Annotated in this window: 11 protein-coding genes; 7 read left to right on the top strand and 4 right to left on the bottom strand. The window is 45.8% G+C overall.

What is annotated here, in order from left to right; genetic code table 11:
• Positions 1-6: 6 nt before the first annotated feature.
• On the bottom strand, positions 7-1,578 hold the full coding sequence (gene malF, locus AB6D58_RS05640) for a maltose ABC transporter permease MalF (RefSeq protein WP_372156681.1): 1,572 nt from the start codon (positions 1,576-1,578) through the stop codon (positions 7-9).
• A gap of 82 nt (positions 1,579-1,660) precedes the next feature.
• Positions 1,661-2,845 carry a maltose/maltodextrin ABC transporter substrate-binding protein MalE gene (gene malE, locus AB6D58_RS05635; protein WP_017060048.1) on the bottom strand — a complete coding sequence of 395 codons (1,185 nt, stop codon included), beginning with the start codon at positions 2,843-2,845 and terminating at the stop codon, positions 1,661-1,663.
• A 664-nt stretch (positions 2,846-3,509) separates the two neighbouring features.
• Here malE and malK point away from each other — a divergent pair.
• On the top strand, positions 3,510-4,622 hold the full coding sequence (gene malK / locus AB6D58_RS05630; protein WP_081229370.1) for a maltose/maltodextrin ABC transporter ATP-binding protein MalK: 1,113 nt from the start codon (positions 3,510-3,512) through the stop codon (positions 4,620-4,622).
• A 239-nt stretch (positions 4,623-4,861) separates the two neighbouring features.
• On the opposite strand, the gene AB6D58_RS05625 is transcribed toward malK, so the two are convergent.
• Positions 4,862-5,062 carry a hypothetical protein gene (locus AB6D58_RS05625; protein ID WP_010431457.1) on the bottom strand — a complete coding sequence of 67 codons (201 nt, stop codon included), beginning with the start codon at positions 5,060-5,062 and terminating at the stop codon, positions 4,862-4,864.
• Between the two features lie 208 nt (positions 5,063-5,270).
• Entirely contained in the window at positions 5,271-7,187 is a 1,917-nt protein-coding gene (locus tag AB6D58_RS05620) for a methyl-accepting chemotaxis protein (RefSeq protein WP_372156679.1), read from the bottom strand.
• Between the two features lie 456 nt (positions 7,188-7,643).
• On the opposite strand from AB6D58_RS05620, the gene AB6D58_RS05615 reads away from it, so the two are divergent.
• From AB6D58_RS05615 to AB6D58_RS05590, 6 genes are read left to right on the top strand one after another with little or no spacing between them, the layout of a single operon-like run.
• Positions 7,644-8,600 (top strand): AAA family ATPase, encoded by a 957-nt coding sequence (locus AB6D58_RS05615; RefSeq protein ID WP_372156677.1) that lies wholly within the window; start codon positions 7,644-7,646, stop codon positions 8,598-8,600.
• A gap of 10 nt (positions 8,601-8,610) precedes the next feature.
• Complete coding sequence (locus AB6D58_RS05610; protein ID WP_372156675.1) at positions 8,611-9,537, top strand: DUF58 domain-containing protein; 927 nt, start codon at positions 8,611-8,613, stop codon at positions 9,535-9,537.
• Positions 9,534-10,019: a DUF4381 domain-containing protein gene (locus AB6D58_RS05605; RefSeq protein ID WP_017065687.1), complete on the top strand. Its 486-nt coding sequence runs from the start codon at positions 9,534-9,536 to the stop codon at positions 10,017-10,019. Before AB6D58_RS05610 ends, AB6D58_RS05605 begins: the two co-directional genes overlap by 4 nt.
• Positions 10,012-11,019 carry a VWA domain-containing protein gene (locus tag AB6D58_RS05600; RefSeq protein ID WP_017065686.1) on the top strand — a complete coding sequence of 336 codons (1,008 nt, stop codon included), beginning with the start codon at positions 10,012-10,014 and terminating at the stop codon, positions 11,017-11,019. Before AB6D58_RS05605 ends, AB6D58_RS05600 begins: the two co-directional genes overlap by 8 nt.
• Positions 11,012-12,931: a VWA domain-containing protein gene (locus AB6D58_RS05595; RefSeq protein ID WP_372156673.1), complete on the top strand. Its 1,920-nt coding sequence runs from the start codon at positions 11,012-11,014 to the stop codon at positions 12,929-12,931. Before AB6D58_RS05600 ends, AB6D58_RS05595 begins: the two co-directional genes overlap by 8 nt.
• A 2-nt stretch (positions 12,932-12,933) precedes the next feature.
• Positions 12,934-14,613 (top strand): BatD family protein, encoded by a 1,680-nt coding sequence (locus AB6D58_RS05590; RefSeq protein WP_372156671.1) that lies wholly within the window; start codon positions 12,934-12,936, stop codon positions 14,611-14,613.
• Positions 14,614-14,669: the final 56 nt, after the last annotated feature.

Raw genomic sequence — 14,669 nt, 5'->3', positions numbered from 1 at the left:
TGCTCCTTAATCTTGAGACAGTTTAGTGAAACGAAGGTTTAGTAACGCTAGTGCACCAACCAATAGGAAGATAAGCGTTGCGATAGCACTTGCTAGACCGAAGTCTTGACCGCCGCCGCCTTCGAATGCAATTCGGTACGTGTAGCTTACAAGCAAGTCTGTGTAACCCGCTGGCTCAGAAGTACCAATCATGTTCGGGCCACCGTTCGTCAATAGTTGAATCATTACGAAGTTGTTGAAGTTAAAGGCAAACGCTGCAATCAATAGCGGTGTAAGCGGTTTAATCATCAATGGGAACGTAATGCGCTTGAAGTTATCAAGGAAGTTCGCACCATCGATTGCTGACGCTTCGTATAAATCATCAGGAATCGCTTTAAGCAGACCCATACATAGAATCATCATGTAAGGGAAACCTAGCCATGTGTTAACCATCAACACCATGGTTTTCGCTAAGATAGGGTCTGAGAACCAGTTCGGGCTTAAGCCGAAGATATTCTCGAGCACCATGTTGATCTCACCAAAGCTTTGGTTGAATAGACCCTTAAAGATAAGAATCGAGATAAACGCGGGGACGGCGTAAGGCAGAATCAGTAGAACACGATAAATAGAACGACCTTTCAACTCTTCCCATTGCACGATGTTAGCCAATACAAGGCCGATAACTAGCGTGAACGCTACGGTACATACCGAGAAGATAACCGTCCAAATAAAGATGCTGATAAACGGTTCTTTAATGCCGTCATCTTTCCATACACGCTCAAAGTTATGCGTACCAATGCTAACCACGAAACCTGGAGAGATGGTATTACCCGTAAACTCACCATTTGCATCAACAGGCTGGTAGAAACCCACATCCATATTTGGCTTGAGAACTTCACCCGTTTCATTGTTGATTAACGTTTCTTCATCGTCTTGTAGCGTGTAAAGCGGAGCAACAGAAGCAAACTTACGTAAGCCACTCATGCGGATGTCACCACCGTCAGGTAGATTGAAATCAACACCACTGATTGCTGCTCGGTTTTGAATGATCGCTTTGATCTTCTCTTTTTCACCTTGCGCAGACTCAATAACAGATAGGTCCATCTCTGTTTCTGTCATTTTGTCTAGAGAAAATACGTCAGTCGCTAACAGTTGATCGCCATCTTTTACAACGATCTGGTGACCGTCATCTGTCTTGTACAAAGTAAATGGGTAGCTCTCACCGCTTTGGAAAGAACGGTCTAAAAGAACGGTTTGAGTACGCTCTAGAGAAAGTTGGTTTTTCGCGCTGTAGTTAGTAAACGCAAGCCCTACGGTGTATGCCAATGGGAAAAGAATGAACAAGATCATTCCGGCAATACCTGGGTAAATATAACGGTGGGCGTAAGTTTTTTTACTACCAAAAATGTAAAGTGCCAAAGCCGTTAAGATCACTGTAAGCAGCGCAAAAGCGAGCTCACCGCGAGAATACATTAGAATTGTAGCGTAGCCGTTTATTAAGCCAACGCTACCAAGCAACCCCCATTTAATGAAGACGCTTTTACTGCCTGGAAGGCTTGATGGTGCTGGGATAGCATCTGTACCTTGAACTGACTGCATAGAGGAACCTGCTAGCGATATAGATAAAAAAATAGAAAAGTAAGGAGAGGTTACCCTCTCCTTAAAAGGTAGTGCCTGGGTGTTACTTAACCATACGACCTTCAGCAGCTTTTAGTGCTTGGTCTACTGATTGACGGCCGTCAACTACGTTGCCGATCGCTTCTTCCATGCTGTACCAGAATGTTGTGAACTGAGGGATGTTAGGCATGATTTCACCGTTCATCGCGTTGTCCATTGTTGCTGCAATACGAGTATCGCTGTCTAGTTGACGTTGGAAAGAGTTAAGAGCAACAGCGCCTAGTGGCTTGTCGTCGTTCAGGCTCTTCATACCTTCATCTGTTAGTAGGTAGTTTTCCATGAACTCAACAGCTAGGTCGCGGTTTGGAGACGCAGTGCTGATACCACCTGCCCATACACCAACGAAAGGTTTAGACGCTTTACCGTTGAACTTAGGTAGTGTTGTTACGCCGTAATCTACGCCAGCTTTCTTGATGTTTTCCCAACCCCAAGGGCCGTTGATTGTCATTGCAACGTTACCTGCAACGAATTCAGACTCAGCTACTGAGTAATCCATGTCTGCAGATATAACTTTGTCTTGTACCATCTTCTCGATGAAACCTAGAGACTTCTGAACACCGTCAGTCGCTACGCCCGCATCTTTAATGTCGTAACCTTCTGCAGTCTGTTTGAATGCGTAACCGCCGTCAGCTGCAAGTAGAGGCCATGTGAAGTAAGCGCCGCCACGTAGAGGCCACATGATCGCTTTCTTGCCGTCTTTTTTAAGTTCAGCATCAAGTGCTGGGATTTCTTCCCAAGACTTAGGTGGGTTAGGAACAAGCGCTTTGTTATAAATTAGCGAAACTGACTCAACAGCAACAGGGTATGCGATTGTTTTACCTTCGTATGAAACAGCGTCCCATGCGAAGTCTACGATACCTTCTTTAGTTTCTTTAGAAGGTTTGATATCAACAAGAAGTCCCGCTTCTGCATAGCCGCCAAAACGGTCATGTGCGTAGAAGATCATGTCTGGGCCATCGCCAGCTGCTGCTACTTGAGGGAATTTCTCTTCTAGCTTGTCAGGGAAAGCGACGGTTACTTTAACACCAGTATCTTCTTCGAAGCGTTTACCTACTTCAGCCATGCCTTCATAAGCTTTGTCACCACCTACCCAGATTGTTAGTTGTCCTTCTTCGATAGCAGCATTTGCACCAAAAGAACCCAGAGCAACTATTGTACCTAGAGCTACAGCGCTTAGAGCGTTTTTCATGTGAATATCCTTTTTATATTTATACGTAGGGCACATCTACCAAGACGAGCCAGTTTTCGGAGGTTATGATCTGAGAAAACAGACCCTAGCTCATCATCCTAGCCACTACGCCCTAGCTATTATGGCTTAAATTCGTGATCGCCATCCGGTCAGATTAGAGACTGCAATCACAAAACGTATACTCATCGTGATCAACATCACCGTTACGTGGTGGATTTATTTGAACTGGATCGCCAATTATTAATAACCCCGTATATCTACTCCTCCCCTCCTACTCCCCCTAATTAATTTTCGATTGGGAGGATGTACCCTTACGCCATTTCACCGAAACTGCATTCATCCAAGAGTGGATAGTAAGAACCCTTTACCGGCAAGTGTTATGCGTTGACGCATTATTCATTTAGTTGGCTTCACTGCCCGCTGGTGTCTTATATTAGCATCGAGCTAAATCTGTGATTGAATCACGGGGGAGGTTTAGCTGGATGTGGGGGAAATGGGCATCAGTTTGGCTATGACGGGTGGGCTTGGTTAAAGAAGCCAAGTCTCACCCACTTTTTTCTTACTCATTCAATACTTACCAATTCCTACAGTTACTGCTGACCCAAAAATTTCTTATAATGATAAGCAGTAAAACTTAAAATTTGATCGATCGAGGACAAGCTAGATGGCGAGTGTCACGTTAAAAAACGTTTATAAATCATATGGTGATGTACAGATTTCTAAGGACGTAACCTTAGACATCAACGAAGGTGAATTCGTAGTATTCGTTGGACCATCAGGTTGTGGTAAATCGACGCTATTACGTTGTATCGCAGGTCTAGAAGACATTACGTCTGGTGATTTGTACATTGGCGACCAACGCATGAATGACGTTGAACCGTCAAAGCGTGGCGTAGGTATGGTATTCCAATCGTACGCGCTTTACCCTCACCTTAACCTATACGACAACATGTCTTTCGGTCTTAAGCTAGCAAACGCAAATAAAGCTGAGATCGACAAGCGTGTTGAACATGCTGCAGAAATTCTTCAGCTTGGTCACCTTCTTGAGCGTCAACCTAAAGCGCTTTCTGGTGGTCAACGTCAACGTGTTGCTATTGGTCGTACTCTGGTTTCTCAACCAAACGTATTCCTACTTGATGAGCCTCTATCAAACCTAGATGCAGCACTACGTGTTCAAATGCGTTCACAAATCACCAAGCTACAGCGTCAACTGGGTTGTACCATGATCTACGTTACCCACGACCAAGTGGAAGCGATGACAATGGCGGATAAGATCGTTGTTCTTGATGGTGGTTATGTATCTCAAGTCGGTAAGCCGCTTGACCTTTACCACTACCCTCAAAACCGTTTCGTTGCTGGCTTTATTGGTTCACCGAAGATGAACTTCATGTCGGTACACATTGAACAAGCGGAAGCAGAACGCGTACAAGTTCAACTTTCTAACGGTATGACTTTCTGGATCCCAGTTGATGGTACGACTGTCAATGCTGGTGACCGTATGTCTCTGGGTATTCGTCCTGAACACTTGATGTCTGCTGAATCAGGTGACGCGACGATTGAAGCTGACGTGATGATGGTAGAGAAACTAGGTAACGAAACTCAGGTTTACCTAAACCTTGAAAGTGCCGACGCTGATGTTATCTATCGCCAGCCAGACACGTTGAAAATCGAATCAGGTGACAAGTTGGCGATTGGTATTCCAGCGCACCGTTGTCACCTGTTCCACAGCGATGGCCGCGCATGTCGTCGTTTGTACAAAGAATACGGCACAGACTAATCGCTTAGCCTTTTAGGATATAACTGCCCATATCGAATCCCTCTTACTCAGTAAGGGGGATTTTTTTATGTGCTGGAGACGGTATCACTTACATTGAATAGTTCATGAGTCAGCTACTCGGTCTTTCGTTAGCGGCAATAAAAAAGGCCTAGCAATCGCTAGACCTTTATCTGTTAGTTAGGCTATCAGCTCAACCGCTAATATCACTTCTTTCAGACATGAAACCTGTCTAAATCAACTTAGTGAATTGGCGTATCATTCTGTTTGTTGAACTGGCCAAAATGCTTCTCTAACACTTCAGGTGTCAGTTTGCCTTCCGCTTCTAGTCGCTTGAACTCAGCAACAATTGCTTTTTGCTCTTCAAGTGATGGCAGTTTCACCTCAGGCTCATCGCCCATCTCTTGAGTCATCTGCTCTAGTTCTTTTTCAAAATCGCTCATGATACTTACCTAAATATTAAACCTAACCAGATTTTACTCATTTACGCCCTATGATGCTAGGGTGATTAAAAGCAAAGCCCGAAACCAGATCAAGCTAAAGGCAGTTAGAGGCAAATTAGCGCACTAATAAAAAGAGCCGGATTCACGATGAAATGACCCCAGCTCTTCGTCTATATCCCTTTCTAAGTCATGTTACAGCTTGAAAGAATTAAAGCTTAAATGAACCAACCATCTTATCTAGACGAGACGATAGATCACGAAGCTCTTGGCTCGCTTCAGCAAGTTGCTCAGCCGTGCTCGTTGTCACTTCGTTGATTGCGTTAATCTCTTCAATGTTCTGGTTAATGGTGTGAACTACGGTTGATTGCTCTTCCGTTGCCGTTGCCACTTGAGTGTTACGGTCTGTGATATCAACGATACGGTCTGAAATGCCACTCAGCACGTCTACCGCTTCATCCGAAGCCGATACACCTTCAAGGGTAATCACCTTACCCGCACTCATTGCCGTTACCGCATCTTTAGCATCGCTTTGCAGTTGGTTGATCATCTTCTGAATCTCTTCCGTTGAATCTGCAGTACGGCTTGCTAGGTTACGTACTTCATCTGCTACGACAGCAAAACCGCGACCTTGTTCACCGGCACGTGCGGCTTCAATCGCAGCGTTCAGTGCAAGTAAGTTAGTTTGCTCTGAAATATCACGGATAACACCCAGAATAGAGCCGATGTCTTGAGTTGTAGAAGCCAGTTGCTCTACTACCTGACCTGTGCTTTCAATATCTTGCGCCAAACGACTGATCGCGTCTTTTGCTTTGTTCACCACAGAGCGGCCTACTTCCGTATTGCCTGAAGCTTGAGTTGCCGTTTCTGCTGCGGTTGCCGCGTTCGATGCAATCTCGCTGATGGTCATACCCATTTGGTTAATGGCAGCCACCACTTGAAGCGTTTGGTCGCGCTGTTCTTGGCTGTTGTCGTGGGTGATGTGGGCTTTGTTAGAAACACTCTCTGCCGCCACTTGAAGCGCTTGGCTTGTCGAACACACCTCTTTCATCGACTCGTGAATCTTTTCAATGAATCCGTTGAAGCCTTTTGAAAGCTGTGCAATTTCATCGTTGCCTTTCACTTCGATACGCTGTGCAAGGTCACCGTCGCCTTCACCTAAGTCGCCGAAACGCTTAGCCAAAAGCTTGATCGGTTGAGTAATGCTGTTCGCCAGAACTACGCCCATTAGGATAAAGACTAACGCCACAACCGCAGTCATGATCAGCATCTTCTGCGCAGTCGCATCAAGCTCAGCAAACACTTCACCGGTTGGTACCACACCAATAACGAACCAGTCCATTGAAGACACATACAAGCTCGCCACGAACAGCTCTTGGCCTTGGCTTTCTGTAGTAATCAGGTTAAAACCCGACTTGTTCAGTAGTTGGCTTGCTTTAGGACCGTAAAGTTGTTGAAGTGAAGAGTCACTGCGAGAACGCTCACGGTGAATTTGAACATCACCTTGGCTATCGGTTAAGAATACGAAGCCGGTATTTTCAATCTTAAAGCCGTTCAGCAGGTTAACCATGTCATCCATCGACTTTGATAGACCAGACATCGCCAAACCAGAAGGTTGTTGATAGTTAGCAAACATCTTCACTTCGCCATTGGCTTCTTGGAACATGCTCACCATGGTCGGCTGTCCAGATTGCGTAAAGCCAAAGAACCAACCATCTTGCTGTTGATTTAACTGACGCAGGAAACCATTTTGGTTCCAGTAGTAAGCCGTTTGACGGTTCGCCACTGATGCATCGTTCAACTGATACTGGTTACGAACATTGTTCAGCTGTTTAACCAGTTTATTTTCTAGTGCCGGATCGCGATCGGTCGATTCGATAGCATCAGAAATAAATTCATTTGAAGCAATTTGCTCCGCCGCTAGTAATAGCTGAGAGACTTCTCGGTCAATTTCACCATTGATTCGCTCTAGCATTCCTGGAAGTTCAATATCGATCAATCGATGACTTAATACATCTCTTGCTTGTTGTTGTGCCATTGCGCCGACAATCACTGTCGATGCAAGAACCGCAAAGGTAATTCCAAGTACAACTTTTTGCTTGATACTCAGAGAGTTAGTTTTAAACATATTTGGACCTTTAAAAAGAATCGCTCGTTATTGGTATACCCTGAACAGGACTTTTTTAGTGCACTCCAACAAGCAATGCACAATCTGAGTGATGTATCGGCCACAACCAATAAAACTAGAGACTTTCTTCTCAAAAAACTGCAAATATGATGTAACAATTAGAAATATTCACCTTGATCATGAATTAACTAAGCAAATACCGCATTGTCGAGAGTCAATTTTAGTTCTCACCCCCTGAGACCCAACCGAACTCAAACCACTCCCCACCGCCGAGCTTTTGTATATAAAAACCAATTGATATAGTAATAATCACAACCTAACGATTTTTTTAGCTAACCACTTGTAAATATTTCCAATTTTGAAAAAATAAATTACGCAAATGTACTGGAACTTTTTCCTCGAAATCAGTGACCAATACTCAAAATAAAAATCAAATGGATACCCAGAGAGTCCAAAATGCACAAAACAAATTTCGAAGTCCTTCAAAACTATCTAGAGTCTCAAATCATTGGTCAAAAAGAGCTCGTTAAGCAACTGATGATCGCCCTTTTAGCGGATGGTCATATCCTCGTTGAAGGACCTCCCGGCTTAGCAAAAACTCGCGCAGTAAAATCATTGGCTGATTGTGTTGAGGGTCACTTCCACCGCATTCAATTCACTCCCGATCTGTTACCTGCTGATTTGACGGGTACCGACATCTTCCGTTCTGAGACTGGGGAGTTCACCTTCCAATCAGGCCCGATTTTCAACTCATTGATTCTAGCGGATGAGATCAACCGAGCTCCGGCGAAAGTTCAAGCGGCAATGCTGGAAGCAATGGCAGAGAAACAAGTAACTGCCGGTCGAAAAACCTATGCGCTGCCTGAGTTGTTCTTGGTAATGGCAACACAGAACCCAATTGAACAAGAAGGGACTTACCCGCTACCGGAAGCTCAGTTAGACCGATTCTTGCTTCACCTAGAGGTTGAATACCCAGATATGGAAAGCGAGCTTGAGATCTTACGACTCAACCGTGGTGAGGCTCAAGGTAACGAATCAGCTCAGCCACAACAGATATCTCAGCAAACGATCTTTGAAGCGCGCCAAGAAGTGCTCAACATTCACATGGCAGACACCATTGAGCAGTACATCATCAGACTGGTTATGGCGACTCGCCAACCTAAGCAATACAGTGACCAACTTGATCAATGGTTAGACATGGGTGTCAGCCCTCGTGCAACCATTGCGTTAGACCGTTGTGCCCGCGCTCACGCTTGGCTTGCAGGACGAGATTACGTCACGCCACAAGACGTTCAAGCGATGGCATTCCCTGTGTTACGCCACCGTCTACTGCGCAGCTACCACGCACAAGCTGAAGGTGTCACCGCAAACCAAGTGATCGCACACCTTATTTCATTGGTTGGCAGCGCATAGGGATACGCGCATGAATAATCAACTACCCAACCATAGTGACGGCGTCACGTTAAATCTGGATGAGCTGCTGCAATACAAAGCGCAGTCTGTTCGCTGGTTGCCTCCCGCCAAGAGCCTTTGGTCACAGCTTAACGGCCAACACGAGAGCAACCGTAAAGGTCGCGGGATGAATTTCTCTGAAGTTCGTCAATATCAAGCGGGAGATGACATTCGCAGCATTGATTGGCGTGTAACAGCCAGAACGGGCAAAGCGCATACCAAACTTTTCTCTGAAGAACGAGAACAGCCTGTCATTTTATTCTTGGATCTATCAAGCAGTATGATTTTCGGCTCAACCTTGTTGCTGAAATCGGTTCAACTTGCACACTTTGCTAGCCAACTGTGCTGGCTTACTGTGGCTCAAAAAGATCGAATTAGCGCGGTGATCGATACTGGCAAAGAGGTCATTGAGATTAAGCCAAGTGCAAGCAACCATGCTCCACTGCGTATTTTGCAAAAAGTCATAGAAATCAATAATACGGCACTGACTAATCACGACAATCATAATGACACGACCTTAGAGCATGGACTGAAATCTCTTCACCAGCTTTGCCCTAAAGGAAGCGATATTATTATGCTCAGTGACTTTGTGCGTTACCAAGAAAGTGACTACTCACTTATCAGTCAAATTCGCCGACACAACAGAGTACGTCTTGTGCATTTCTACGACCCGCTAGAGCAAGGTGAAACCACCTATAAAGGCTCTAAACAGGTCACCGATGGCAGCAAAACTCAATGGTTTAATTTCTCTTCTAATAAAGAAAAGCAAAAGCTTAACCATGCTTTTTCGCTTAAGAAACAGCAGCTGCAACAGATGGGGTTATCTCTCGCGATACCTTATAGCTCGCTGTCGAGTGCGCAGTCACTCATGAGCCAGATATCAGGAGCTCAGTCATGAAACAGCCCTTAGATTTAAGTCCGGTGATTGCGCCAGACGCCCCGACTTGGTGGCCTTTGGCGTGGGGTTGGTGGGCAGTCATTATCACAGCCATTTTCCTGATTGCCTTGGTGTTTTTCATTCTAAAACGTAGAAAAAACAATCAACAGGCGAAACAAGAAGCGCTGTCTTACTTTAGTAATAGTCAGTCCCAAGATGGCTTGTCTCCGAGCAAAGCTCAAGACATCGTTCGTCAAGCAGCACTGAGCTATTTCCCTCGTGAAAAAATTGCAGGTTTGTCTGGTGATGATTGGTTGAAGTTCTTAGATGCGCAATTGGCGAAGCCGTTATTTGTAGCAAAACAATCCCAGTGGCAACAAGCGCTCTATCAAGATGTAGCCCTAATGAACGACGAACAGAAAAAGGCTCAACAGCAATTGGTTAATGATTGCGAAACTTGGCTTCGCAAAGCACTTCCTCCAAAGCGAGGTCGTTATGAGTGATTTTCTAAGCACTATGTTTCTAAGCAGGGACTTGCTAAACATCGAGTTCGTTTGGTGGTGGATGTTCTTCATCGCGCCACTGCCGTTGCTCGTTTACTTGTTCTCACCAAAGTCAGAATCGAGCAATGCCCTAAGGCTTCCATTTCTGCCAGAAGACAGCAATACCAAAACACCGAGCAGTCGCTTACCAAAGGCGTTGTCCGTGATTATCTGGCTTCTGCTGGTTACGGCGAGCGCACGCCCTGTATGGTATGGCGAACCGGTGGAGTTTCAGCCGAAGCATCGTGATTTAATGTTAGTTGTCGACCTCTCCTATTCGATGAGCCAAGAAGACATGCAGTTCAATGGCGAATACATCGACCGCTTGTCGGCGGTGAAACGCGTATTGAGTGACTTTATTGAGCGACGAAAAGGCGACCGAGTTGGACTGGTGTTATTTGCTGATCACGCCTACTTGCAGACCCCGCTTACGCTAGATAGAGATACGCTTTCACAACAGCTCAATCAAGCGGTGTTAAAACTGATTGGTACTCAAACCGCGATTGGTGATGGTATTGGTCTTGCCACCAAAACCTTTGTCGATAGCGATGCGCCCCAACGTGTAATGATTCTACTCAGCGACGGCAGTAATACCGCCGGGGTATTAGACCCATTAGAAGCGGCGGATATTGCAAAGAAATACGACGCAACGATTTACACCGTGGGCGTCGGTGCAGGCGAGATGATGGTCAAAGAGTTCTTCATGACGCGCAAAGTCAATACTGCTCAAGACTTGGATGAACGTACACTAATAGAAATTGCCAAACGCACCGGCGGTCAGTACTTCCGAGCGCGTGACAGCAAAGAGTTAGCGACGATTTACGACACCATTAACCAGTTAGAGCCCGTGACGAACGCCACTAAGATCTGGCGACCGCAACAAGAGTGGTTTGTATGGCCACTGTCGGCGGCAATGTTCTTCGCATTTATGCTGTTAGCCATTAGGAGAAACAATGTCTAACTTTACTTTTATCTACCCATATTGGTTCTTGGCGCTTGCCGTGCTGCCCGCTATTTGGTGGCTGAGCAAGACACAGTCCAAACAAGGATTACTCGCGTCACACATCGCCCGTTACTTGGCGCCAGAATCAAGCAAGCCATCGAAAAATCGCAGTACTTACTTCGGTATTTGGTGGCTGGTCGGCGTTATTGCGTTAGCTGGGCCAAGCTTCGAGAAAAACGAACAACCAAGCTTTGAAAAAACGCAGGCACGAGTTGTGATCATGGACATGTCGATGTCAATGTATGCCACCGATATTAAGCCGAATCGCTTAACTCAAGCGCGATACAAGGCTCTTGATCTGCTTTCATTATGGAGGGAAGGGCTAACAGGCATGGTGGCGTATGCTGGGGATGCTTACACCATTAGCCCGCTAACGTCAGACATCAACACCATCAAAAACCTAGTGCCTAACCTATCGCCAGATATCATGCCTTATCAAGGTGGTGATGCCGCATCAGCCGTTAAGCTTGCGATTGATATGATGACTCGCGCGAAGATCTACCAAGGTGATTTGGTATTGATTGCTGATGACATCGATGACCAAGAGAAGAAGCAGATCGACTCCCTACTCTCTGGCAACGATTGGACATTGTCGATTCTAGCTGTAGGGAGTGAAAACGGTGCGCCAATCTCGTTACCTACGGGGTCGATGCTGCAAAGCGACTCTGGACAGACGGTAGTAGCAAGAACCAACTTAAAGGACATGCGCGATCTGACACGCAGCTATGGTGGTACCTTTGCTGAAGTTCAGTTTGATAATTCAGATATCGAACACATCGCAAACTACCTCGACCGCATTGCAACTACGACAGAAGTAACCAAAACCAATAACTCACTCAACACCAGAGTCAACAATGGCTTTTGGCTACTGCCATTCCTATTGCTACCTGCACTTGGGCTTTTCAGAAAAGGCGTTATTTGGTGTGCCTTAGCTGGAGTTATCTCTTTTAGCCAACCAAATACTGCGTTTGCGAACCCGTGGAAAACCGATGATCAAGTAGGCTATCAGCTGTATCAGGACGAGGACTTCCAACAAGCTGCTGAACAGTTCACCCAACAAGAGTGGAAAGGCATTGCTCAATACAAAGCCGGTGATTTCGAAGCCGCAGAGCAGACGCTGCAAGACCTTTCTGGTGAAGATGCTCGCTACAACCTTGCTAACGCCCAAGCCCAACAAGGTAAGTACGATCAAGCAATAGAAGAGTATCAACGTATTCTCGAAATCAACCCTGAGCATGCTTATGCCAAGAAGAACTTAGAGGTCGTCGAACAAGCCCAGAAGCAACAGCAACAGCAACAGCAACAGCAACAGCAACAGCAACAGCAACAGCAAGGCGATTCTGACTCCAAAGACCAGAAAGACCAAAATCAGCAAGGTCAGCAAGGTCAGCAAGGTCAGCAAGGTCAGCAAGGTCAGCAAAATGATTCTTCGCAAAGCTCTCAGGATCAACAACAAAGCTCCGCTGACAATGGCAAGTCACAAGATCAAAGCAGTAACCAAGATCAACGTGGTCGCCAAGATCAAAACTCAGCTCAAGGCCAACCTGAAAATCACTCTGACTCTGAAAAGTCTAAACAAGACGACAAGCAAGCCACGCAACAAAGTAACAGTGATCAGCCGAAACAGAGTGACCAAGAAGGCGCTACACCTCAAAGTGCTAGCGCACAACAAGCTTCAAAAGAAGATGGTGAGCAAAGTAGTCAGCAAGCTGTAGCACAAACCTCAGATCAACCTCTGTCGAGCGACCCTGACATGCGAAAACTTGAGCAAGTAGAAAGCGCCCGTGACCCGAGCCAACTGCTTAAAGCGCAAATGATTTTACAAGCACGACAAAAAAGTGCTCCTAACAACCAGAACAAAAAGTGGTAACCATGCGATTTCTAAACAAGCCATTTTTATCCGTACTCCTAACATTGTTGTTGGGAGCTTTCTCGTCCTGCTCAGCATTGGCTGCAAACGCCGTGGCGAGCGTTTCACATAACAGTGTCACCAAAGATGAAGTGTTCCTTCTTAGAGTTGCAACCGATGAAAAGGTCTCCTCTGATGCTCTAGATCTAACAGCGCTCCAGCAGGATTTCTATGTTGGCACACCAAACTTTGGGTCGTCGATGCGAATCGTCAATGGCAGCCGTTCGGTATCAAGTGAATGGAACATTAGCCTTGCTCCACTGCGTTTGGGTAAGTTGCAAATCCCGAGTTTTGATATTGAAGGGGCAAAAACCAAGCCTATCACCATCAATGTTGCAATTAACAAAGCCGCTCCAACTCAACATGATATGGCAGAGTTCCAGCTTAATCTCAGCAAGAACTCGCTGTACCCAGAAGAAGTGGCTGAGCTTGATGTAAAACTCATCATCAAAGCTGACCCAAGAAGGCTGCAAGATCCTAAAATAGCGCCACCGAGCTCGCAGGGCTTAGATGTGGAACCTATTGGTGAATCGAAGCAATTTCAAGATGTTCTCAATGGACAAGAGGTGACGGTAGTTCAACAGTCTTTCCGTATCTCTTCACAAAAGGCCGGACAGTTTAAGCTGAATGGACCGAAGCTGAATGGAGCCGTTGTTTACTCAACCAACAACTCCAGTACAACGCGTCTGTTCCAGCTCGACACGCCCGTTGAAATCTTAGATGTAACTGTGAAGGACGTACCAAAAGGCTACCAAGGTGAGTGGTTACCAACATCAAACTTCAAACTGATTCAACAATGGTCAGATAGCCAAGGCAATCAACTGGGAAATAGTAATGGTTTAGAAGGCGACAACCAAACCATTGAAATGGAAGCGGGTGATTCGTTAACTCGTACCATCACGATGACGGCTAGCAACTTAACGCAACACCAGCTGCCAAAACTGAATATCACCTACCCTAATTCGGTACGTGTTTATGAAGAGAAGCCGCAATTTGGCACAACTCAGTCAGGTGATTCTGTCGTTGTTTACAAGCAAGTCTTGATTCCGAAAGAGGCAGGAAACATCTCGCTTCCTGATGTGTCTCAAGCTTGGTTTAACACCGATTTGCAATCAGAACAAACAAGCAAAGCGCAGGGGCTAGAGTTAGCGGTAAAAGCAAGTGATCGCGCAACGTCAAGCACTCCACCAGTAACTGCTACGCCCGCCCAACAAGTAAGCCCGACGGTTGTTACTGTAGATAGCCCTGGGATCTGGCCTTATCTCACCGCCCTATTTGCAGCTTTGTGGCTAATCAGCTCAGCATTGGCATTCTACTTCTGGTCACGCCGCGGCGTAACGACAACACCAACACACACTGTTGAACGTCAATCAGATACCGCAGAAGCGCTTATTGAAGCTCTAAGAACGAAAGATGGCGTGATGACCAGAACCTTATTTGAGCAATGGAAATCTGAAAATACAGATCTAAGTGATGAGACGTTACAAACCGTTGAAGCCGAACTCACCAAGCTAAACCAAAGCCTTTATGGTGAAGCCGGTTCACCAGCCCAAACATGGAGCCCTGAGCTGGCAATCAAAACGGTGAAGAAGCCCAAGAGAGTTGCGAGTAAAAAGCATAATAGTTCGCTAGAAAATCTTTAGTCGACGCTGTTCATCAAGAACAGTAAAGCACAAAGGCCGTTGATCATCTTGAGATC

The sequence above is a fragment of the Vibrio sp. 10N.239.312.D08 genome, from assembly GCF_041466145.1.
In the GTDB taxonomy this organism is placed as follows: domain Bacteria; phylum Pseudomonadota; class Gammaproteobacteria; order Enterobacterales; family Vibrionaceae; genus Vibrio; species Vibrio crassostreae_C.
The sequence above is the reverse complement of the archived record's forward strand: the minus strand, read 5'-3'. Positions and strand labels throughout refer to the sequence as shown.

Excerpts from the sequence above, each read along its gene's own strand:
- AB6D58_RS05600 (WP_017065686.1), top strand. The coding sequence starts at position 10,012 with ATGAGTGATTTTCTAAGCACTATGTTTCTAAGCAGGGACTTGCTAAAC.
- malF (WP_372156681.1), bottom strand. The coding sequence starts at position 1,578 with ATGCAGTCAGTTCAAGGTACAGATGCTATCCCAGCACCATCAAGCCTT.
- AB6D58_RS05615 (WP_372156677.1), top strand. The coding sequence starts at position 7,644 with ATGCACAAAACAAATTTCGAAGTCCTTCAAAACTATCTAGAGTCTCAA.
- AB6D58_RS05595 (WP_372156673.1), top strand. The coding sequence starts at position 11,012 with ATGTCTAACTTTACTTTTATCTACCCATATTGGTTCTTGGCGCTTGCC.
- AB6D58_RS05605 (WP_017065687.1), top strand. The coding sequence starts at position 9,534 with ATGAAACAGCCCTTAGATTTAAGTCCGGTGATTGCGCCAGACGCCCCG.
- malK (WP_081229370.1), top strand. The coding sequence starts at position 3,510 with ATGGCGAGTGTCACGTTAAAAAACGTTTATAAATCATATGGTGATGTA.
- malE (WP_017060048.1), bottom strand. The coding sequence starts at position 2,845 with ATGAAAAACGCTCTAAGCGCTGTAGCTCTAGGTACAATAGTTGCTCTG.
- AB6D58_RS05590 (WP_372156671.1), top strand. The coding sequence starts at position 12,934 with ATGCGATTTCTAAACAAGCCATTTTTATCCGTACTCCTAACATTGTTG.
- AB6D58_RS05610 (WP_372156675.1), top strand. The coding sequence starts at position 8,611 with ATGAATAATCAACTACCCAACCATAGTGACGGCGTCACGTTAAATCTG.
- AB6D58_RS05625 (WP_010431457.1), bottom strand. The coding sequence starts at position 5,062 with ATGAGCGATTTTGAAAAAGAACTAGAGCAGATGACTCAAGAGATGGGC.
- AB6D58_RS05620 (WP_372156679.1), bottom strand. The coding sequence starts at position 7,187 with ATGTTTAAAACTAACTCTCTGAGTATCAAGCAAAAAGTTGTACTTGGA.